The 18889-nt window shown below is 68.6% G+C and carries 21 protein-coding genes; 15 read left to right on the forward strand and 6 right to left on the reverse strand.

The window, feature by feature from the left end; all coding sequences use genetic code 11:
* The first annotated feature begins 9 nt into the window (after nt 1-9).
* The 6 genes from FO470_RS09935 to FO470_RS09960 all read left to right on the forward strand — a co-directional run bounded on the left by FO470_RS09935 (nt 10) and on the right by FO470_RS09960 (nt 4361).
* Nucleotides 10-375: a DUF4087 domain-containing protein gene (locus FO470_RS09935; RefSeq protein WP_144342753.1), complete on the forward strand. Its 366-nt coding sequence runs from the start codon at nt 10-12 to the stop codon at nt 373-375.
* A 317-nt stretch (nt 376-692) separates the two neighbouring features.
* Entirely contained in the window at nt 693-1565 is an 873-nt protein-coding gene (locus FO470_RS09940; RefSeq protein ID WP_144342754.1) for a DMT family transporter, read from the forward strand.
* 71 nt (nt 1566-1636) lie between these two features.
* Nucleotides 1637-2389, forward strand: coding sequence for an alpha/beta fold hydrolase (locus tag FO470_RS09945; protein ID WP_144342755.1), 753 nt, complete (start codon nt 1637-1639; stop codon nt 2387-2389).
* 277 nt (nt 2390-2666) lie between these two features.
* On the forward strand, nt 2667-3518 hold the full coding sequence (cysE, locus tag FO470_RS09950; RefSeq protein WP_144342756.1) for a serine O-acetyltransferase: 852 nt from the start codon (nt 2667-2669) through the stop codon (nt 3516-3518).
* Nucleotides 3519-3611: 93 nt separating this feature from the next.
* Entirely contained in the window at nt 3612-3824 is a 213-nt protein-coding gene (locus FO470_RS09955) for a DUF3126 family protein (protein ID WP_144342757.1), read from the forward strand.
* A 6-nt stretch (nt 3825-3830) separates the two neighbouring features.
* A complete protein-coding gene (locus FO470_RS09960) occupies nt 3831-4361 on the forward strand; it encodes a gamma carbonic anhydrase family protein (RefSeq protein ID WP_144342758.1) in 531 nt (176 codons plus the stop codon).
* A 199-nt stretch (nt 4362-4560) separates the two neighbouring features.
* Here the strand turns inward: FO470_RS09960 and FO470_RS09965 are convergent, their stop codons facing one another.
* On the reverse strand, nt 4561-5205 hold the full coding sequence (locus FO470_RS09965; protein ID WP_144342759.1) for a transglutaminase-like cysteine peptidase: 645 nt from the start codon (nt 5203-5205) through the stop codon (nt 4561-4563).
* A gap of 276 nt (nt 5206-5481) precedes the next feature.
* Here FO470_RS09965 and FO470_RS09970 point away from each other — a divergent pair, with 276 nt between their 5' ends.
* Nucleotides 5482-6252 (forward strand): rhomboid family intramembrane serine protease, encoded by a 771-nt coding sequence (locus FO470_RS09970; protein ID WP_144342760.1) that lies wholly within the window; start codon nt 5482-5484, stop codon nt 6250-6252.
* A gap of 190 nt (nt 6253-6442) precedes the next feature.
* Nucleotides 6443-6874 (forward strand): CBS domain-containing protein, encoded by a 432-nt coding sequence (locus FO470_RS09975; RefSeq protein WP_144342761.1) that lies wholly within the window; start codon nt 6443-6445, stop codon nt 6872-6874.
* Between the two features lie 245 nt (nt 6875-7119).
* On the opposite strand, the gene hisI is transcribed toward FO470_RS09975, so the two are convergent.
* Nucleotides 7120-7620: a phosphoribosyl-AMP cyclohydrolase gene (gene hisI, locus FO470_RS09980; RefSeq protein ID WP_144342762.1), complete on the reverse strand. Its 501-nt coding sequence runs from the start codon at nt 7618-7620 to the stop codon at nt 7120-7122.
* A 34-nt stretch (nt 7621-7654) separates the two neighbouring features.
* Nucleotides 7655-8293, reverse strand: coding sequence for a GTP cyclohydrolase I FolE (gene folE / locus FO470_RS09985; protein WP_144342763.1), 639 nt, complete (start codon nt 8291-8293; stop codon nt 7655-7657).
* A 253-nt stretch (nt 8294-8546) separates the two neighbouring features.
* On the opposite strand from folE, the gene FO470_RS09990 reads away from it, so the two are divergent.
* Nucleotides 8547-8993 carry an iron-sulfur cluster assembly scaffold protein gene (locus tag FO470_RS09990; RefSeq protein WP_144342764.1) on the forward strand — a complete coding sequence of 149 codons (447 nt, stop codon included), beginning with the start codon at nt 8547-8549 and terminating at the stop codon, nt 8991-8993.
* A gap of 8 nt (nt 8994-9001) precedes the next feature.
* Here the strand turns inward: FO470_RS09990 and FO470_RS09995 are convergent, their stop codons facing one another.
* A complete protein-coding gene (locus FO470_RS09995) occupies nt 9002-9463 on the reverse strand; it encodes a hypothetical protein (RefSeq protein ID WP_246659539.1) in 462 nt (153 codons plus the stop codon).
* A 143-nt stretch (nt 9464-9606) separates the two neighbouring features.
* Here FO470_RS09995 and yidD point away from each other — a divergent pair, with 143 nt between their 5' ends.
* Both yidD and thrS read left to right on the forward strand, forming a co-directional pair.
* The gene (yidD, locus tag FO470_RS10000) at nt 9607-9951 is read left to right on the forward strand and encodes a membrane protein insertion efficiency factor YidD (RefSeq protein ID WP_144342765.1); all 345 of its coding nucleotides are present in this window, start codon (nt 9607-9609) and stop codon (nt 9949-9951) included.
* A gap of 81 nt (nt 9952-10032) precedes the next feature.
* The gene (gene thrS, locus FO470_RS10005) at nt 10033-11994 is read left to right on the forward strand and encodes a threonine--tRNA ligase (RefSeq protein WP_144342766.1); all 1962 of its coding nucleotides are present in this window, start codon (nt 10033-10035) and stop codon (nt 11992-11994) included.
* 207 nt (nt 11995-12201) lie between these two features.
* On the opposite strand, the gene FO470_RS10010 is transcribed toward thrS, so the two are convergent.
* Nucleotides 12202-12504, reverse strand: a complete 303-nt coding sequence (locus FO470_RS10010) for a hypothetical protein (RefSeq protein WP_144342767.1) — start codon at nt 12502-12504, stop codon at nt 12202-12204.
* A gap of 205 nt (nt 12505-12709) precedes the next feature.
* Between FO470_RS10010 and FO470_RS10015 the strand changes: the two genes are divergently transcribed.
* The 4 genes from FO470_RS10015 (at nt 12710) to FO470_RS10030 (ending at nt 18487) form a co-directional block, all read left to right on the forward strand.
* Complete coding sequence (locus FO470_RS10015) at nt 12710-13891, forward strand: PP2C family protein-serine/threonine phosphatase (protein WP_144342768.1); 1182 nt, start codon at nt 12710-12712, stop codon at nt 13889-13891.
* A 120-nt stretch (nt 13892-14011) separates the two neighbouring features.
* A complete protein-coding gene (locus FO470_RS10020) occupies nt 14012-16357 on the forward strand; it encodes a response regulator (RefSeq protein ID WP_246659540.1) in 2346 nt (781 codons plus the stop codon).
* Nucleotides 16358-16368: 11 nt separating this feature from the next.
* Complete coding sequence (locus FO470_RS10025; RefSeq protein WP_144342769.1) at nt 16369-16740, forward strand: response regulator; 372 nt, start codon at nt 16369-16371, stop codon at nt 16738-16740.
* Between the two features lie 154 nt (nt 16741-16894).
* The gene (locus FO470_RS10030; protein WP_144342770.1) at nt 16895-18487 is read left to right on the forward strand and encodes a Na/Pi cotransporter family protein; all 1593 of its coding nucleotides are present in this window, start codon (nt 16895-16897) and stop codon (nt 18485-18487) included.
* 41 nt (nt 18488-18528) lie between these two features.
* Here FO470_RS10030 and FO470_RS10035 read toward each other — a convergent pair whose 3' ends face one another.
* On the reverse strand, nt 18529-18822 hold the full coding sequence (locus tag FO470_RS10035) for an acylphosphatase (protein ID WP_144342771.1): 294 nt from the start codon (nt 18820-18822) through the stop codon (nt 18529-18531).
* Nucleotides 18823-18889 lie beyond the last annotated feature (67 nt).

The following is an 18889-nucleotide window of genomic DNA, read 5'->3' on the forward strand; positions in this document are numbered from 1 at the left end:
AGGCGAGGAATGCGCGGCGCGGCCCTGACCCTGTCGATCCTGATGCTGGCTCTCGCGGCGCCGGCCGGCGCGGCGGAGAACCGCTGCGGCTGGTATGTGAACCCGACGCCGGGCAACTGGTACCTCACCGACCGCGACGGCAACTGGTGGATGCGCTCGCAGGGCGGGATGGAGGCCGAGGGTTTCGAGGACCACGCGCCGGCCTTCGACACCAAGGAATATGTGAAGCTTCAGCCCAACGGCTACGGCTATGGCTGCGCCTGCCTGAGCGTCGACACCGACAAGGCCGAGCAGAACATCACCCGCATCTATTCCGGCAAGATCCTGCCGCTGGCGCGCTGCCGGGGCGACAAGGCGCTGAAGAAGCCGGACTAGCGGCGGGCTCGATACGCGCTGCTCTTGATCGCGCGGCTTTCGCCACCTTGAGCGTTTCACGGTTTAGCGGAAGCATTGAAACGCTCCAGATCTTCGAGTTGGCGCATTTTCTTCACGCGAACCGTTGCCCACTTCGCTCGAAAATGCTCTAGCCTCACCCTATCGACCGAGTGGCAACTAGGGTTCCGGGCGCTTCGCCGCCGCTGGACCGAGCGTTGCAGAGACCGCGGGCGTTCCGCGGCTGCACCCAAGGGGCAAAAACCCAGGGGAGGAGACGTCGAGATCAACCGGCGCACAGGGCGCTTCAGGGGATCTCAATGACGCTTGCCTCGCTGCTTCTCGTCGTCCTTGCCTCCTTCATCCACGCGACCTGGAACCTGCTCGCCAAGCGGGCCGCTCCGGTCGGTCCGGTTTTCGTGTTCGCCTACAACCTCGTGGCCTGCGCCGCCTATGCGCCGTGGGTGCTGTATCTTCTCGCCCAGGGCTCGATCGCATGGACGGCGGAAGGCGCCGGGTTCGTCCTTCTCAGCGGCCTGATCCATCTGGCCTACAGCCTCTGCCTCCAGCGGGGCTATCAGGTGGCGGACCTTTCCGTCGTCTACCCGGTCGCGCGCGGCACGGGCCCGATGCTGTCGACGATCGGCGCCATCCTCATCCTTGGCGAGGCGCCGACAGGCCGGGGGCTGGCGGGGCTCCTGCTGGTGGTCGCCGGGATCGGCCTCATCGCGACGCGCGGGGAGCTGTCGGCCTTCCGGCGTCCGGGAGGGCAGGCGGGGGTCCACTGGGGCACGGCGACGGGCGGTCTCATCGCCTCCTATACGGTGGTCGACGCCTATGCGGTGAAGGCGCTGGGCGTCGCGCCCGTCGTCCTCGACTGGTTTTCCAACCTGCTGCGCCTCTTCCTGCTGCTGCCCCTCGTCGTGATGAACCCGCGCCGGGCGCTCGCGCGCATGCGGGGCTTCTGGTGGCTCGCGGTGGCGGTCGGGCTGCTCTCGCCCCTGTCCTACATTCTCGTGCTCGCCGCCTTGATGGAGGGGGCTCCGCTCACCCTCGTGGCGCCGATGCGGGAGATGTCGATGATGGTGGGCGCGCTGATGGGGATGCTGATCCTGCGCGAAGCCGTCGGCCCGTGGCGATTGGCGGGGTGCGGCGTGCTGATCGCGGGCGTCATCCTCCTGTCCACCACATGAAAGCCAGCGCGCGCTGGCTTGGCAGCGCGGGGCGGGCCGATTAGCGTGCGGCCGCCATAACGGAGCGCGCCATGCCGACCTTCTCGCACGATGGAATCGAGTTCGCCTATCTCGACGAGGGGGAGGGCGAGCCCATCGTGCTGGTGCACGGCTTCGGCTCCACCAAGGAGATCAACTGGGTCGGCCCCGGTTGGGTGTCGACGCTGACCCGCGCCGGCCGGCGAGCGATCGCCTTCGACAATCGCGGCCACGGCGCCTCGTCCAAGCTCTACCAGCCCGAACTCTACGACCCCTGGCTGATGGCGCGGGACGTGATCGCGCTGATGGACCATCTCGGCCTCCAGCGCGCCGACGTGATGGGCTACTCGATGGGCGGGCGCATCGGCGCCTGCGCGGCGCTGACGGCGCCGGAACGGGTGCGCTCGCTGATCCTCGGCGGCATCGGCATCCATCTGGTGGAAGGGGCGGGGCTGCCGATCACCATCGCCGACGCGCTGCGCGCGCCGAGCCTCGAGGATGTGAGCGACCCGACGGGGCGCATGTTCCGCGCCTTCGCCGACCAGACCAAGAGCGACCGCGAGGCGCTGGCCTCCTGCATCGTCGGCTCCCGGCGGACGCTGAGCCGGGAGGAGGTGAGCCGGATCGCGGTGCCGACGCTGATCGCCGTGGGCACGCGCGACCCCATCGCCGGGGCGGCGCGCCCGCTCGCGGCGCTGATCCCCGGCGCGCAGGCGGTGGACATTCCCGACCGCGACCACATGCTGGCGGTGGGCGACAAGGCGTTCAAACAGGCGGCGCTGGCCTTCCTCGAGGAAAGGCCGTGAACGGGCGGTTTCGTCGGCGCGGATGCAAGGTTGCCTGACGTCTTTCGCTTCCGCAGTGCGGGAGGGAAGCGGCGCGGGAAGCCGGAGACGGGCACCGTTCGCGAAGGAGCGGGGCCGGCTTCGCGCTTCCGACCCGCCGCCCGGTGGTAATGGCGGGGACTCGCCTTCTATGCAGAAGTGCAACGGAGGCGGCGTAGGATCACCCGTTTCGCTGTGTTAGGCTGACCTCAACTCGGGTATCCGGCCGGCGCCGACAGGCGGACGGCGAGGGAAGAAAATGGCACAGAATGCACTGCATCGCGTCGAGGCGCCCACCCGCGCGCTCGACAAGGTCGATCCGGTCTGGTCGCGCATCCGCCGCGAGGCCGAGGAGATCACGACGCGCGAGCCGGCGCTCGCCAGCTTCATCTTTTCGACCGTGCTCTACCACGCGACGCTGGAAGGCGCCGTGGCGCACCGCATCGCCCAGCGGCTCGACCATGCCGACGTGCCGGCGGAGCTGATCCGCCACGCCTATGACGAGGCGCTGGCCGACGATGCCGAACTCGGCGTCGCCATCCGCGCCGACATTCTCGCCGTGTGCGACCGCGACCCCGCCACCGAGCGGGCCATCGAGCCGGTGCTCTACTACAAGGGCTTCCACGCCATCCAGACGCACCGCCTGGCGCACTGGCTGTGGCGGAAGGGCCGCAAGGACTTCGCGCTCTACCTGCAGAGCCGCTCGTCGGCGGTGAACCAGGTGGACATCAACCCGGCGGCCCCGTTCGGGCGGGGCATCTTCTTCGACCACGCCACCGGCATCGTGGTCGGCGAGACGGCGGTGATCGAGGACAACGTCTCGGTGCTGCAGGGCGTGACCCTCGGCGGCACCGGCAAGGAGCATGGTGACCGCCACCCGAAGATCCGCAGCGGCGTGCTGCTCGGGGCGGGGGCCAAGGTGCTCGGCAACATCGAGGTGGGCCGCTGCGCCCGCGTGGCCGCCGGCTCGGTCGTGCTGAAGCCGGTGCCGCCCGGCACCACGGTCGCCGGCGTGCCGGCCAAGGTGGTGGGCCAGGCGGGCTGCGCCGAACCCTCGCGCAGCATGGACCAGATGTTCGACGACCTGCCGTTCCTCGGCGAAGCCATCTGAACAGACCGTGCGTCGCGCGCCGTGGCGGTTGCGCCGGCGCGCCGGGCGTGGCAAGCCTGCCGCCCAACTCGATCCATTGCGGGAGCACGGACTTTGGAAAAGAAGGATCTCGAGCGCGTCCAGACCTATATGCGGCGCCTGTTCAGCAACACGCAGCTGCGGGTCGTCGCGCGGCCGAAGAAGAAGGATTCGGCCGAGGTCTATCTCGGCGACGAGTTCATCGGCGTCATCTTCGAGGACAAGGAAGACGGCGACCTCTCCTACAATTTCCAGATGGCCATCCTCGACACCGACCTCGAGGACTGAGCCGGGATGACCGTCTACGCGCTCGACGGCGTGGCGCCGGACCTGCCGGCGCTCGGCCGCTACTGGATCGCCCCCAGCGCGGAGGTGATCGGCAACGTGCAGCTCGGCGACGAGGCGAGCGTGTGGTTCGGTTCGGTCATCCGCGGCGACAATGAGCGCATCGCCATCGGCGCGCGGGTGAACATCCAGGAAAACTGCGTGCTGCACACCGATCCCGGCTTCCCGATGACCATCGGGGAGGACTGCACGATCGGCCACAAGGCGATGCTGCACGGCTGCACGATCGGCGCCAACAGCCTGATCGGCATGGGCGCCACGGTGCTCAACGGCGCGAAGATCGGCCGCAACTGCCTGGTCGGCGCCGGCGCGCTGGTGACCGAGGGCAAGGAATTCCCCGACAATTCGCTGATCGTCGGGGTGCCGGCCAAGGCCATCCGCACGCTCGACGAGGCGATGGAGCAGCGCATCCACGGCACCGCCGCGCATTATGTGCGCAACTGGCGGCGCTTCTCGGCGGGGCTCAGCCGGATCGACTGAGGGCTTTGCCCTTGTCGGCCGGAGAGCCGACCCTGTCATTCCTTCTCCCCGACGGGGAGAGGGAGATCGAGCACCCTTCGAGGCTCGCTGCGCTCGCGCCTCACGATGAGGGCGTGCTCAGGGGGGCAGCCGTTGAAGGCGTGGATCCCCGGGACGCGCCCGGGGATGACGCTCTGACGGGGGAGCGCGGCCCGAAATCTCAGTAGCGGCCGACGGTGAGCGGGGCGAGCACGTCGCCGAGCGAGACCCAGCGGTTGTTGTCGTCCTGCGCCTGGCGCTTGACGAAGCGGTAGCCGGTCTCGTGCCAGAGCACGATGGCGGCTTCCTGATTGTCGAGCACGAGGTCGCCGCGGTCGGTGACCACGGTGAGGACGGCGTGGCCGTCGCCCTTGCGGTCGCGCACCACGGTGACGAGCAGCGTGTCGGCCGGCCAGCCGAGCTCGATCAGCGTGCGGCGCTTGAGCAGCGCGTAATCCTCGCAGTCGCCGTAGCCGTCGTCCGGGTAGGCCCAGCGCTCGACCTCGCCATAGTGATCGAGATCGGTCATCGGCTGGATGCGCTCGTTGATCTCGTCATTGATCTTGCGCAGCTGGGCGAAGTTGGCCTCGGTGAGCGCCACCTTTCCGCCACGCCCGGTGGTGCCGGCGCAGTCGGCCGGGTTCTGCGCGCAGAACTGCGCATAGCCGAGCGGCACGGCGGTATTGGCACCGACGGCCATGTTTGCGGCGAAGCTCGACAGCATCGCCACCTGTTCTTTCGCTTCAACTTTCGCAACACTTGCGAAAGTCATCGCGAAAACCACCGCTCCTGCCGCGAGGAGGGCCCGTTCGAGCCTCTTTTTCATCGCGTACCTCATCCTGTCCATGGATGAGATCATACAGACGAGGTTTTTATGCTCGTCTAAGCGATGCCGAAGATTCGTAACTACGGCGGACAGGGAATGTTAATATGTCTTTTTATTGGCATTAACCACATCAATAGGCAAACTGTTCATCACACCAATTAAGCTGCCGGCAAGCCGAAGATGGCAGCGCCCGCGCGCTCTTCCATTGCCTGACGCCGCGATTTGCCGCCGTGCTCTGCCTTGCCGCCGCGCGCGCGGAAGCCTATGTGATCCCCCGTGCTTGAACCGCCCCGCCTTGCCGAACACAGACGCGAGCCGATCCTGAACGTCCCGCCGGTGATCACCGTGCTGGCGGTGGTGATGCTCGCCATCCAGGTGGTGCGGGACTGGGTGTCGCCGGAGATCGGGGTCGAGATCCTCGCCCTGTTCGCCTTCATCCCGGCGCGGTTCGACCCCTCGGTGCTGGCCGAGGGCGTGCTGCCCGGCGGCGTGGCGGCGGACATCTGGACCTTCGTCACCTATGCCTTCCTGCACGGCGGCTGGACCCATGTGGGCCTGAACCTGCTGTGGATGCTGGCCTTCGGCACGCCGGTGGCCCGCCGCTTCGGCACGGTGCGCTTCCTGTTGTTCTTCGCCGCCACGGCGGCGGCGGGGGCGGGGCTGCACCTCCTGACCCATGAGGGCGAGCTGGTGCCGATGATCGGCGCTTCCGCCGCGGTTTCCGGCTGCATGGCAGCGGCGCTGCGCTTCATGTTCGCGCATGAGGGGCATGCGGTCTGGCGGCCCGACATCGTCGGCAACACGGTGCATTATCCCGCGCCGCCGCTGATCGAGGCGATGCGCGACCGGCGGGTGATCGGCTTCGTCGCCGTGTGGTTCATCATCAACCTCGCCTTCGGCGTCGGCGCACCGGCGGGGATCGTCGACGGCAGCGTCGCGTGGGAAGCCCATATCGGCGGATTCATCGTCGGCCTGCTGCTGTTCCCGCTGTTCGATCCGGTCGGCCGCACGCCCGACGACCAGCTCTTCCCCCGCCTCGACCGCTGATCTTCCCGCGCACGGATTTTCCCGAACGCCGGCCGCCTAAAATAGGTCCGCTTCGGAGCCTATTGCTTGCCGCTGCGTTACAGCCGATCATTGATCCACAAGGCTCGCCCGCTCATGACGGGAAGAAGCCGAAGGAGCGGGGCGGCGCATGGCCCGCCTGACCCCGCCGCTGCTGGGAAGGAGGCATGCCATGACGGTGCGTACGATTTTGGAAGAGAAGGGCTACGACGTTCAGACGATCGGCCCGGATGTGAAGGTGCGCGACGCGACGCACATGCTGGCGGAGAAGCGGATCGGCGCCATCGTGGTGACGGATGCCGAGCGCCGTGTGGTCGGCATCCTGTCGGAGCGCGACGTGGTGCGCGTGGTCGGCGTCGACGGGCCGGGCCGGCTCGACGACCCGGTTTCCGCGGTGATGACGACGAAGGTCGTCACCTGCGACGGCAACGAGACCGTTCACCAGATCATGGAACAGATGACCGCCGGGCGCTTCCGCCACCTGCCGGTGGTGCAGGGCGGCAAGCTGGTCGGCATCGTCTCGATCGGCGACGTGGTGAAGCATCGCCTCGCGGAGATGGAGCGCGAGAGCCATCAGTTGCGCGAGTACATCATGACGGCGTGAGGGACGGGCGGAGGCGGGCATCCTTCGAGGCTCGCCTTCGGCTCGCACCTCGGGATGACGTCGCTCTTGGGCGTTCAGCAACGCACCTCATGCTGAGGTGCGCGGGCAACGCCCGAGCCTCGAAGCCCCGCAATCGCGCCGCCCCTCACCGACCTGCTTCGCAGGCCACCTCCCCCCACGGGAGAGGGACGGAAAGAGCTACTTCGGGCCGCGCCCTCGGAAGCGAGGTTCAGGCCGCGCACGCCTCAGAAGCGGGGCGTGTCGGTCTTCTTCGGCGTGCCGTAGACCTTCGCCGGATCGAACAGCTTGCCGGCGTCGTTGACGCTGAGCTTCAGTTCGGCGGGCGGGGCGGCGCCGAGGGGCACCGAGCGGAAGAAGCAGGAGCGGTGGCCGGTGTGGCAGGCGGCGCCGGGGATGCCCGGGCCGAGCTCCGGCATGCGCACGCGCAGCACCACGGCGTCCTGGTCGCAGTCGACGCTGAGCTCGACCAGCTTCTGGACGTGGCCGCTCTCCTCGCCCTTCTTCCAGAGCCGCCCGCGCGAGCGGCTGAAATAATGCGCCTCGCCGGTCTCGATGGTGAGGGCCAGCGCCTCGGCATTCATGTGCGCGACCATCAGCACGGCGCCGTCGTCGGCGTCGACCGTGACGGCGGTGATGAGGCCGTCGGCGTCGAACTTCGGGGACAGGCGGTCGCCTTCCTCGATCTCGGCCTTGCTGCCTCGCGGGGCGAAGAGGGGATCGGTCACGGCAATCGGGTGTGCAAAGTCACCGGGCGCCGCGTCACGGACGCATGCCGCGCAGCAGGCTCATGAAGCGAACCTGCTCCTGCGGGTCGTCGCGGAACACGCCGGTGAACTGGGTGGTGACGGTGGAGGCGCCCTGCTTGCGCACGCCGCGCATGGCCATGCACATGTGCTCGGCCTCCAGCAGCACGGCGACGCCGCGCGGCTTCAGGATCTCGTCCATGGCGGTGACGATCTGCGAGGTCAGGTGCTCCTGCGTCTGCAGGCGGCGGGCGAACAGATCGACGATGCGGGCGATCTTCGACAGGCCGACCACGCGCTCGACGGGGAAATAGGCGACATGCGCCTTGCCGACGAACGGCACCATGTGGTGCTCGCAGTGCGAATAGAACTCGATGTCGCGCACCAGCACCATGTCGTCGAAATTGCCGATTTCGCCGAAGGTGCGGTCGAGGATGCTTTCCGGGTCGGCGCGGTAGCCGCTGTACAGCTCCTCATAGGCGCGCACGACGCGCTTGGGGGTGTCGAGCAGGCCCTCGCGGCTCGGATCGTCGCCGGCCCAGGCGATGAGCGTGCGCACGGCGGCCTCGGCGTCCTCACGCGAGGGGCGGCGGGCGGCGGACGCCTCGATCTCGTTCTGGGCACTACGCATCAGCGACTTAAGCACGGCATCCATGACGAACTCCGTTCGACGGCGCATTTTTTACCGGGCGCCGAAGTGTCACCGGTCCAACTCGCCATACGTGCCGTCACCCGTCACGGTTCAGGGACGCATTTCGACCATAGCCGCCCTGCGCAAGCGCCGGAAGAGACATCCGGTTGCTTTCACAAGCCGACGACCGCTCCTATATAGGCGAGAGCGGGCTGGCTGCAATGCAGGCACAGGGCGCCTTTGCACGTTGGAACGGGCCCGGACGGACGGACTGAGCATGCTGAACGAGGTCTACAACCGCCGCATACTTGAACTGGCCGCCGACATACCACGCCTCGGACGGCTTGCCTCGCCCGATGCGTCGGCAACGGCGCATTCCAAACTTTGCGGTTCCACCGTCACCATCGACCTCGTCCTGCGCGACGGCGTGGTGGCCGACTTCGCCCATGAGGTGCGGGCCTGCGCGCTCGGGCAGGCGTCCTCCTCGGTGATGGGCAGCCTCGTCGTCGGCTCGACGGCGCAGGAACTGCGCGAGGTGCGCGAGGCGATGCGCCGGATGCTCAAGGAGAACGGCCCGCCGCCGGACGGCCGCTGGGCCGAGCTCGCCGTGCTGGAGCCGGTGCGCGACTACAAGGCGCGCCACGCCTCCACGCTGCTGACCTTCGACGCGGTGGTCGACGCGGTGGACCAGATCGAGGCCCGCGCCGGACAGGCCGCGGAGTAGGTGCACGCTCACCGCTCGGTGAAGAAGGTGAACAGCACCTCACCCTTCTCGCCGGTGAGGCAGAGGAAGCGGTTCGCGGAATCGGAGCGGTCGCGTTGGATATAGGCCTCGCCCATGATCACGCCCTTCACCGGGGTGTCGCCGAGCTTGGCGTCGGCCTGCGCGATGGTGAGGCCGTCTATGTCGATATGGATGTCGTCGACCGAGGGCGAGCGCTGCTTGAGCTTCTTCAGCGCCTCCGCCTTGCAGGCGGCGACGCGCTGCATGTCGGGATCGACATCCGGCGACTGGGCGGCGGATTCGTCGGGCTGCGTGCCGTCGTTCGGGCCGGGCGGGGTGTGGCTGCCGGAAGGCAGGGCTTCGGGAGCCGGTTTGCCGGGGTTCGCGGCGGGCGCCGGAGCCGGGGCCGGTTGCTGGGCGGCGAGGGGCAGGGGCGCGCCGAGGAGGCCCGCCGCGACCAGCATCGCCATCGACATTCCGCTCGCGCGCCACGTCGACATTTCGCTTGCGCGCCACATGGCGACCTCCCCGTGATTGCGCCGGAGACACATCCGGCCGGCCGGTCGGAAAACGCCCGGGCGTCGCGCCGGTTCCCGGTTAGGGGTGGGCGGGCATGAGCGGGAAGGGTCCATCGGGCAGCGTCGCGGCCTTCGCCGCGCGCCTGCCTCGGCTGGCGCTCAAGGCGCCTATCCTGCTCTACCGCTACAGCTTTTCCGCCTTCATGGGCCGCCAATGCCGCTATCTCCCGACCTGCTCGGAATTCGCCGAGGAGGCCATCGAGACGCACGGCGCCTGGGCCGGCGGCTGGATGGCGGCGGGGCGCGTGTGCCGCTGCCACCCCTGGGGAGGATCGGGCTACGAGGCGGTGCCGGTCGAATTGCCCAAGGACGGCGCGTGGTATATGCCGTGGCGCTACGCCCGCACCCCCGGAAGGGAGGATGCGGCTGAAAAAAGTTAGTCAGTAGTGACTTAGCTTTGGCTAGCTAAAATCAAACAAGCCTACCTGCGTGGTTCGCAGGAGTGGGCAGGAGAAAAGCCTATGTCCGAGATCAATCTCACCTTCCCCGATGGCGCCGTCCGAGCCTATGCCTCCGGCACCACGGGCACCGAGGTCGCCGCCTCCATCGCCAAGTCGCTGGCCAAGAAGTCGCTGGCGATGAAGCTCGACGGCACGCTGAGCGACCTTTCCGATCCCATCACCCACGACGCCCGGTTCGAGCTCGTCACCCGCGAGAGCCCGGAGGCGCTGGAACTCATCCGCCACGACGCCGCGCATGTGCTGGCGGAGGCGGTGCAGACGCTGTGGCCGGGCACCCAGGTGACCATCGGCCCGGTGATCGAGAACGGCTTCTATTACGACTTCTTCCGCAACGAGCCGTTCAACCAGGACGATTTCGTCGCCATCGAGAAGAAGATGCGCGAGATCATCGCCCGCGACGCGCCCTTCACCAAGGAGGTGTGGGAGCGCGACGAGGCCAAGCGCGTCTTCGCCGAGAAGGGCGAGGCGTTCAAGGTCGAGCTGGTCGATGCGATTCCCGCCGATCAGAAGATCAAGATCTACAAGCAGGGCGAGTGGTTCGACCTCTGCCGCGGCCCGCACATGCCGAGCGTCGGCAAGGTGGGCGACGCCTTCAAGCTGATGAAGGTGGCCGGCGCCTATTGGCGCGGCGATGCCAACAACCCGATGCTGACCCGCATCTACGGCACCGCCTGGCGCACCAGGGAGGAGCTCGACGCCTATATCCACCAGCTGGAGGAGGCGGAGAAGCGCGACCACCGCCGGCTCGGCCGGGAGATGGACCTCTTCCACTTCCAGGAGGAAGGGCCGGGCGTCGTGTTCTGGCATCCGAAGGGCTGGAACCTGTTCCAGAACCTCGTCGCCTATATGCGCCGGCGGCTTGCGGCGGATTACAGCGAGGTCAACGCCCCGCAGGTGCTCGACAAGTCGCTGTGGGAGACCTCCGGCCACTGGGGCTGGTACAAGGACAACATGTTCAAGGTGCAGCCGGCCGGCGACACCGAGGACAATGACCGGGTCTACGCGCTGAAGCCGATGAACTGCCCCGGCCATGTGCAGATCTTCAAGCACGGGCTGAAGAGCTACCGCGACCTGCCCATGCGCCTCGCCGAATTCGGCGCCGTGCACCGCTACGAGCCCTCCGGCGCGCTGCACGGGCTGATGCGCGTGCGCGGCTTCACCCAGGACGACGCCCACATCTTCTGCACCGAGGAGCAGATGGCGGCGGAGTGCCTGAAGATCAACGAGCTGATCCTCTCCACCTACGCCGATTTCGGCTTCGAGGAGATCGTGGTGAAGCTCTCCACGCGGCCCGACAAGCGCGTCGGCTCGGACGCGGTGTGGGACCACGCGGAAGAGGTGATGACCCGCGTGCTGGAGACGATCGAGCAGCAGTCGGGCGGGCGCATCAAGACCGGCATCCTGCCGGGCGAGGGCGCCTTCTACGGGCCGAAGTTCGAGTACACGCTGCGCGACGCCATCGGCCGCGAATGGCAGTGCGGCACGACGCAGGTCGACTTCAACCTGCCGGAGCGCTTCGGCGCCTTCTATGTCGACGCCGACGGCCAGAAGAAGACGCCGGTGATGATCCACCGCGCCATCTGCGGCTCGATGGAGCGCTTCACCGGCATCCTCATCGAGCACTTCGCCGGCCATTTCCCGCTGTGGCTGGCGCCGGTGCAGGCGGTGGTGGCGACCATCACCTCCGAGGGCGACGAATACGCCGAGGAGATCGTCGCGGCGGCCCGGAAGATGGGGCTGCGCGTCGAGCTGGACCTGCGCAACGAGAAGATCAACTACAAGGTGCGCGAGCACTCGCTGGCCAAGGTGCCGGCGCTGCTGGTGGTCGGCCGCAAGGAGGCCGCTGAGCGCACCGTCTCGATCCGCCGGCTCGGCTCGCAGAACCAGACCGCGCTGACGCTTGACGAGGCGCTGGCCTCGCTGGTGGCCGAGGCAAGCCCGCCGGACTTGCAGCGGGACTGAGCCGGCAGCGGGACTGGGTGCGGATGTTCACGGCGACAGCCTAGGCGGCGCCATGGCCGGGCTTGGCCCGGCCATGCACGTCTCCGGGCTTCGTACCCGATGCAAGACATCGATCCCCGGGACAAGCCCGGGGATGACGGCCCAGCGAGAGGGGACGTTGTGAGCCGTCTCCGATCGTAGCCGAGGCCGGCAGCGCTGTTTCGGCGCTCAGCCCTTCGGCTTGTCCGGCGTCTCGGCCGGGCGGGCCGGGGCGTCGGGGGGGATCGGCTGCGGCGGGTAGGGGGCGGTCTCGCGGCGCAGGCTGGGATTGTTGTCGGCGCCGGGCACGTTCAGCCGGCGCTGCTGCGGCGTCCAGTAGGACGGACCCTGCATCAGGTTCTGGCTGTTGGGCCGGACGGAATTGGTGCGTGGGGGCATGTAGCGCTCCGGCTGCATCGGGGTCTGCGCGAGGGCGGCGGAACCCGCCACGCCCAGCATCAGCGCCAGCGTGGCCGCTGTGACGGTCTTCATCGGTAATTCGCGCCTCCCTTTCTTCTATTTAGGATGCCGGGACGCGCATTGCCATGCCCCTGCGAGAGCCGGCGATGCATGCAATATTTGTCATGAAATAATCGTCGGCAACTTCCGGCCGCCGTTGCTAAGCGGATGCTTTGCGTGGATATTCCGCGCGTGCCGGCGCAGGTGTCGGCCGGCGGAGCGCGGTGGAAGCGGGATCATGACGGACCAGAACGCAGCGATTCTGGTGGTCGACGATGTCGCGGAGAACCGGGACCTGCTGATGCGCCGGCTGAAGCGGCTCGGCTTCTCCCGCATCGACGAGGCGGCCAACGGGCACGAGGCGCTCGCCGCCATCGCCCAGACGCCCTACGACCTCGTGCTGCTCGACATCATGATGCCGGAACTCGACGGCTTCGGCGTGCTCGACCAGCTGCGCGCCGATGGGCGGATCAACGACCTGCCGGTCATCGTGGTCTCGGCGCTGAACGAGATCAACCCGGTGGTGCGCTGCATCGAGCTGGGCGCCGACGATTTCATCTTCAAGCCGTTCAATCCGACGCTGCTGCGCGCCCGCGTGCTCGCCACGCTGGAGAAGAAGGCGCTGCGCGACCGCACGCGCGACGAGCTGATGCGCAAGCATATCGAGCTCGCCGAGGCGCGCACGCTGCAGCTCTCGCTGGTGCCGCCGGCCTTCGCGGGCACGGTGGCCGGGCGCGGGCTGAGCATCGACGCGCTGCTGGAGCCGGCCAAGGAGGTCGGCGGCGATCTGGTCGACTATTTCCCGATTGGCGACACGCACATGGTGCTGGTGATCGGCGACGTCTCCGACAAGGGGGCGGCGGCGGCGCTGATGATGGCGCGCACCCACGCCATGTTCCGCGCGCTCGCCGCGCGGCCGGACGCGGCCGAGCTGTTCGACGACCCGGCGCGGGCGGCGGGGCTGGTGAACGACGCGCTGGTGCGCGGCAACACGTCCTGCATGTTCGTGACGCTGCTGCTGGCGACGCTGGACGTGACCAGCGGCGACCTTGCCTTCGTGCGCGCCGGCCATGTGCCGCCCTACCGGCGCGCGGCGGACGGCGCCGTTTCGCGGCTCGGCGGGCCGGGCGGGCCGGCGCTGGGCGTCGCGGAGGACTTTCCCTATCGCGCCGCCTCGGCCACGCTGGCGGCGGGCGAGCGGCTATTGGTGGTCACGGACGGCTTGACCGAGGCGCACGACCATGACGGCGTGCTGTTCAGCGAGGAGCGGGTGGGCGACTTCCTCGCCGGTCTCTCGGATGGCGAGGCGCGGCCGCTGCACCGCCTGGCCGCCGAGGTGCGGGCCTTCGAGGCGGGGCTGCCGGCGTTCGACGACATGGCGGCGCTGCTGCTGACGCTGGAGCCGCCGGGGGTGGGCTAGAGCATTTTTCGAGCGAAGCGGACACCGGTTCGCGTGAGGGAAATGCGGCAATTCAAAAAACTGGAGCCTTTCATCGCCTCCGTGAAACGATGAAAGGCTCCAGAGATGAAAGAGGGCGGAATGGCCAAGGACGGGGCGGCGGACATGACGGACGACAGCCGGGAGGCGACCCTGCTGCGCGCGACGCTGGAGAACATGTCCCAGGGCGTCGCCATGTACGACGCGCAGCACCGGCTGGTGACGTGGAACCAGCTTTTCCGCGAATATCTCGACATGCCGGACGAGTTCCTCGGCACCGAGCACACCTTCTCCGACTACATCCGCTATCTCGGCGAGCGCGGCGAGTTCGGCGATATCGACATCGAGACGGCGCTCGCCCAGCGCCTCGCGCAGCTGACGACCGCGCATTCCTTCGAGCGCACCCGCCCGGACGGGACGATCCTCGAGGTGCGGCGCGATCCGGTGCCGGGCGGCGGCTTCATCGCCATCTACACCGACATCACCGAGCGCAAGCTGGCCGAGATGAAGCTGCGCGAGGACGAGGAGCAGCTTCGCGCCATCGACGCGGCGGCGCCGATCGGCCTGCTCATCATGGATGCCGGGCAGCATGTGGCCCGCCATTCCAACGGCTGCTTCGGCCGGATGATCGGCCGCGAGGCGGCGGAGCTGGTGGGCCAGCCGATCCCGACCCTGTTCGCCGACCCCGACAAGGGGCGGGAGCTGGTGGACATCCTGCTGACGCCGTCGAGCGAGCGGCAGGAGTTCTACCTGCCGCGCACCGACGGCAGCACGATCTGCACGATGGTCTCGCATGAGGGGCTGGATTTCCGCGGCGCCCCGGCGGTGATCGCCACCTTCGTCGACATCAGCGACCGCGTGCGCATGGAGCAGCAGCTGCGCGAGGCGAAGGAGGCGGCGGAATCGGCCAGCCAGGTGAAGTCGGCCTTCCTCGCCAATATGAGCCACGAGCTGCGCACGCCGCTCAACGCCATCATCGGCTACAGCGAGATCCTTTCCGAGGACGCCGCCGACAATGGCGACGAGGCGATGGTCGCCGACCTCGACAAGATCCAGGCGGCCGGCAAGCACCTGCTGGGGTTGATCAACGACATCCTCGACCTGTCGAAGATCGAGGCCGGGCGGATGGACGTCTATCTGGAGCAGGTGTTCCTGAGCCGGATGGTGGACGAGGTGAAGACCATCGTCGCCCCGATGATGCAGAAGAACGCCAACCAGCTCGTCATCGACTGCCCGATCGACATCGGCACGCTGCGCACCGACCTGACCAAGCTGAAGCAGAGCCTGATCAACCTGCTGAGCAACGCGGCGAAGTTCACCAAGGAAGGCACGGTGACGCTGCGCCTGTCGCGCGACACGCTGCCGGACGGGGCGGGGGCGATACGTTTCGACGTCGCGGACAGCGGCATCGGCATGTCCGAGGAACAGCTGGGCCGGCTGTTCCAGGCGTTCACCCAGGCGGATTCCTCCACCACGCGCAATTTCGGCGGCACCGGCCTCGGGCTCACCATCACCAAGCATTTCGTCGCCATGCTGGGCGGCACCATCGAGGTGCGGAGCGAGCCGGGCAAGGGCTCGACCTTCACCATCGAGCTGCCGGTCGAGACGCGTCCGGTCGCCTCCGCGGAGCTGGAGGAGGTCGAGATCGCCGATCCCGGCGCGCCGGCGCAGCCGGGCGCGATCACCGTGCTGGTGGTCGACGACGACCCGGCCGTGCACGAGGTGCTGGCCGCGACGCTCGGCAAGGAAGGCTATGTGCTGCGGCACGTGCGCGACGGCATCGAGGCGCTCAACATGATGCGCAAGGATCCGCCGGACATCGTGACGCTCGACGTGATGATGCCGAAGATCGACGGCTGGTCGGTGCTCGGCATCATGAAGTCGGAGCCGGAGCTGGAGCATATCCCGGTCATCATGCTGACCATCGTCGACGACCGGAACCTCGGCTATTCGCTCGGCGCGGCGGAATACATGACCAAGCCGATCGACCGGCAGCGGCTCATCGCGCTGATCCACAAATTCGCCCCCGGCGAGGAGAAGGGCGTGGTGCTGGTGGTGGACGACGACCCGCTGGTGCGCACGCTGGTGCGCACCACCATCGAGGATGCCGGGCTCGCGGTGGCGGAGGCCGGCGGCGGGCAGGAGGCGCTCGACTGGCTGGGCGCCCACGAGATGCCGTCGCTGGTGCTGCTCGACCTGATGATGCCCGGCATGGACGGCTTCGCCTTCCTGGAGAAGGTGAGGGCGGCGCCGGAATTCGCCGAGCTGCCCATCGTGGTGCTGACCGCCAAGGAACTGACGGAGGACGAGCGCGACTTCCTCGCCCGCAACACGCTGCTGATCCTCAACAAGAGCGCGCAGCCCATCGGCACGCTGGGGGCGGCGCTGGCGCACATCGCCGGCAAGGGGGCGGCCCCGAAGGGCGCTCCCGGCGCCCGGTCCCACTGAGAGAGACGGCGATGGCGAAGATCCTGCTGGTCGAAGACAACGAGATGAACCGCGACATGCTCACCCGGCGGCTGTCGCGCAACGGCTTCGAGGTCGTGGTGGCGGTGAACGGGCAGGAGGGCGTCGACCTCGCTCTGTCGCAGCGCCCGTCGCTGATCCTGATGGACATGAGCCTGCCGGTGCTCGACGGCTGGGAGGCGACGCGGCGGGTGAAGGCCGATCCCTCGACCGCCGGCATCCCGGTGATCGCGCTGACCGCCCATGCCATGGCGCAGGACCGCGAGGACGCCATGGCGGCGGGCTGCGACGACTTCGACACCAAGCCGGTGGAGCTGCCGCGCCTGCTCGAGAAAATCCGGGCGCTGCTCGGAACCGGGGAGTGAGTTCGCCTTGGCGGGCGGATGTCACCCTTCTGTCATCCAACAGTCGCAGAACGGTATGCCGCTTGCTTCGGCCCGCAGGGGCTTAGCCGGCCAACCGTCCTTCCATCCGAACGAGCCCGCCGCTTCCGGCGCGGGCAAAGAGTAGTCGAGCGTTATGGCGACGATCGCCCTGTTGCTGAGCGGACTGGGGCTCTTCTTCATCGGTGTCCGCGGGCTTTCCGCCAACCTCGTGCCGCTGGTCGGGCGCCGGGCGCGCGCCGCCTTCGCGCGGGCGCTGCGTGGGCCGGTGAGCACCGCCATCAACGGCACGCTGGCCGGCATGGTGACGCAGAGCTCGACGGCGGTCTCGTGGATCATCGTCTCCTTCGTGCGCGGCGGCGTGCTGACCGACGGCCCGGCGCTGATGGCGCCGACCTGGGCGAATGTCGGCACCGCGCTGCTGCCGCTGATCGTCGCCATCGACACCTCGACGGCGGCCGGCATCGTCATCGGCGTGGTCGGCTTCGTCACCTATTTCCGGCTCGTGCGCGGCGACCGCATGCGCAACGCGCTGGAAGCCGCGCTGGGCGCGGCGCTGCTGCTGTTCGGCATGCATCTCGTCTCCATCGCCGTGGGGCCGATGCGCGAGGCGCTGATGCACCACCCCTGGTGGGACGCGGCGGTCGCCAATCCCTGGCTGCTGGCGCTGATCGGCGCCGGCTTCTCGATGCTCGCGCAGTCCTCCTCGGTGGCGGCCGCGCTGGCCGTGGCGGCGGTGGGGACGGGGCTGCTCGACTTCGGGGCGGCGCTGCCGCTCATCGCCGGCGCCAACGCGGCGGGCACGATCAACAACGCGGTGCTCATTCCCGGCGAGACCAGCACCGGCCGCGTGGTCTTCAGCCTGCAGGTGGTGCAGAAGCTCGGCGGCTCGGTGCTGCTGGCGGCGCTCGCCGTCTTCGCCGCCTATCGGCCGGACTACGTGGAGCAGGTGCTCGGCTCGGCGCAGGACGTGGGTGCGGAGCTGGCGCTGATCTTCCTGGCGGCGCAGGTCGGGGGCTCCATCATCGCCGCGCTGCTGGAGGGCGCGACGCGCCGGACAGTGGCGCGCCTGCTGCCGATGAACGTCGCCGAGACGCTCTCCCAGCCGGCCTTCCTGATGCGTGAATCGCTCGACGATCCGGCGGCGGCGCTCGACCTGACCACGCGCGAGCTGGCGCGGCTGAGCGGACGGCTGCCGCTGCTGCTCGACCGTGTCCGCGAAGGCGGCGACCCGAAGACGCCGCCGGCGGCGGTGCTGCGCGGGGCGGGGGCGACCCTCTCCGCGACGGTGAAAGCCTATCTCGCCTCGCTGCTCGATGCGCAGCCGGCGCGCGACGAGGTGGCCGTGGCGCTGCTGCTCGACGACGGCGCGACGAATGTCGCGGCGCTGCACGAGGCGGTGGCGGAGTTCACCGAGGCCGCCGCGACCGCGCGGGGCCTGCCGACGGCGCAACGGCTGACCGAGGCGCTGCATTTGCTGCTCGGCGCCGTCGCCGAGCACGCGGAAAGCCTCGGCGCCGACGAGCCCGACATGGTGCTGAGCCTGCTCGGCCACCGCGACCACCTGATGGAAGAGCTGCGCCAGCGCCTGTCCTCGCAGCAGGACATCGCGCCCGAGGTGCAGAACGCGCTGTTCCACATGACCGTGCTGTTCGAGCGCATCGTCTGGCTGGCGCGCCGGCTGGTTAACGACTTCAGCCAGGTGCACCGGGCGCAGAACGCGGACTAGCGTGTTCACGTGAGCCGGAGCCCGGTTCGTTCGAAGAGCCCCTAGGCTGTCGGCCACACCGTGAAATCGTCGAAGCCCTCGGAGGCCGGCAGGCTTTCCTCGCCGACCGCCACCTCGGTGACGGACGCCGCCGGCGGGCCGCGGCGGCAGGCGGCGATGAAGTCCGCGAGCTCGGAGGGAGCGGCGAAGACCAGCGCCTCGACGCTTCCGTCGGCGCGGTTGCGCACCCAGCCGCCGAGGCTCCGCCGCTCCGCCTCGCGCGCCAGCCACACACGGTAGCCGACGCCCTGAACACGTCCACGGATGGCGAGGCGGGTGGCGCGGAGCTGTGTCATGACGATGCCTCGTTGCGGCGCAATATGCCGGGCGAATGCGCGGAACCGGGACCGGCCGGCCGAAATT

The sequence above is a fragment of the Ancylobacter moscoviensis genome (genome assembly GCF_007559435.1).
Taxonomy (GTDB): Bacteria; Pseudomonadota; Alphaproteobacteria; order Rhizobiales; family Xanthobacteraceae; genus Ancylobacter; species Ancylobacter moscoviensis.

Coding starts and splice junctions, on each gene's coding strand:
- FO470_RS09935 (WP_144342753.1), top strand. CDS start 10: ATGCGCGGCGCGGCCCTGACCCTGTCGATCCTGATGCTGGCTCTCGCG.
- FO470_RS09940 (WP_144342754.1), top strand. CDS start 693: ATGACGCTTGCCTCGCTGCTTCTCGTCGTCCTTGCCTCCTTCATCCAC.
- FO470_RS09945 (WP_144342755.1), top strand. CDS start 1,637: ATGCCGACCTTCTCGCACGATGGAATCGAGTTCGCCTATCTCGACGAG.
- cysE (WP_144342756.1), top strand. CDS start 2,667: ATGGCACAGAATGCACTGCATCGCGTCGAGGCGCCCACCCGCGCGCTC.
- FO470_RS09960 (WP_144342758.1), top strand. CDS start 3,831: ATGACCGTCTACGCGCTCGACGGCGTGGCGCCGGACCTGCCGGCGCTC.
- FO470_RS09965 (WP_144342759.1), bottom strand. CDS start 5,205: ATGAAAAAGAGGCTCGAACGGGCCCTCCTCGCGGCAGGAGCGGTGGTT.
- FO470_RS09975 (WP_144342761.1), top strand. CDS start 6,443: ATGACGGTGCGTACGATTTTGGAAGAGAAGGGCTACGACGTTCAGACG.
- folE (WP_144342763.1), bottom strand. CDS start 8,293: ATGGATGCCGTGCTTAAGTCGCTGATGCGTAGTGCCCAGAACGAGATC.
- FO470_RS09990 (WP_144342764.1), top strand. CDS start 8,547: ATGCTGAACGAGGTCTACAACCGCCGCATACTTGAACTGGCCGCCGAC.
- FO470_RS09995 (WP_246659539.1), bottom strand. CDS start 9,463: ATGGCGATGCTGGTCGCGGCGGGCCTCCTCGGCGCGCCCCTGCCCCTC.
- yidD (WP_144342765.1), top strand. CDS start 9,607: ATGAGCGGGAAGGGTCCATCGGGCAGCGTCGCGGCCTTCGCCGCGCGC.
- thrS (WP_144342766.1), top strand. CDS start 10,033: ATGTCCGAGATCAATCTCACCTTCCCCGATGGCGCCGTCCGAGCCTAT.
- FO470_RS10010 (WP_144342767.1), bottom strand. CDS start 12,504: ATGAAGACCGTCACAGCGGCCACGCTGGCGCTGATGCTGGGCGTGGCG.
- FO470_RS10015 (WP_144342768.1), top strand. CDS start 12,710: ATGACGGACCAGAACGCAGCGATTCTGGTGGTCGACGATGTCGCGGAG.
- FO470_RS10020 (WP_246659540.1), top strand. CDS start 14,012: ATGGCCAAGGACGGGGCGGCGGACATGACGGACGACAGCCGGGAGGCG.
- FO470_RS10025 (WP_144342769.1), top strand. CDS start 16,369: ATGGCGAAGATCCTGCTGGTCGAAGACAACGAGATGAACCGCGACATG.
- FO470_RS10030 (WP_144342770.1), top strand. CDS start 16,895: ATGGCGACGATCGCCCTGTTGCTGAGCGGACTGGGGCTCTTCTTCATC.
- FO470_RS10035 (WP_144342771.1), bottom strand. CDS start 18,822: ATGACACAGCTCCGCGCCACCCGCCTCGCCATCCGTGGACGTGTTCAG.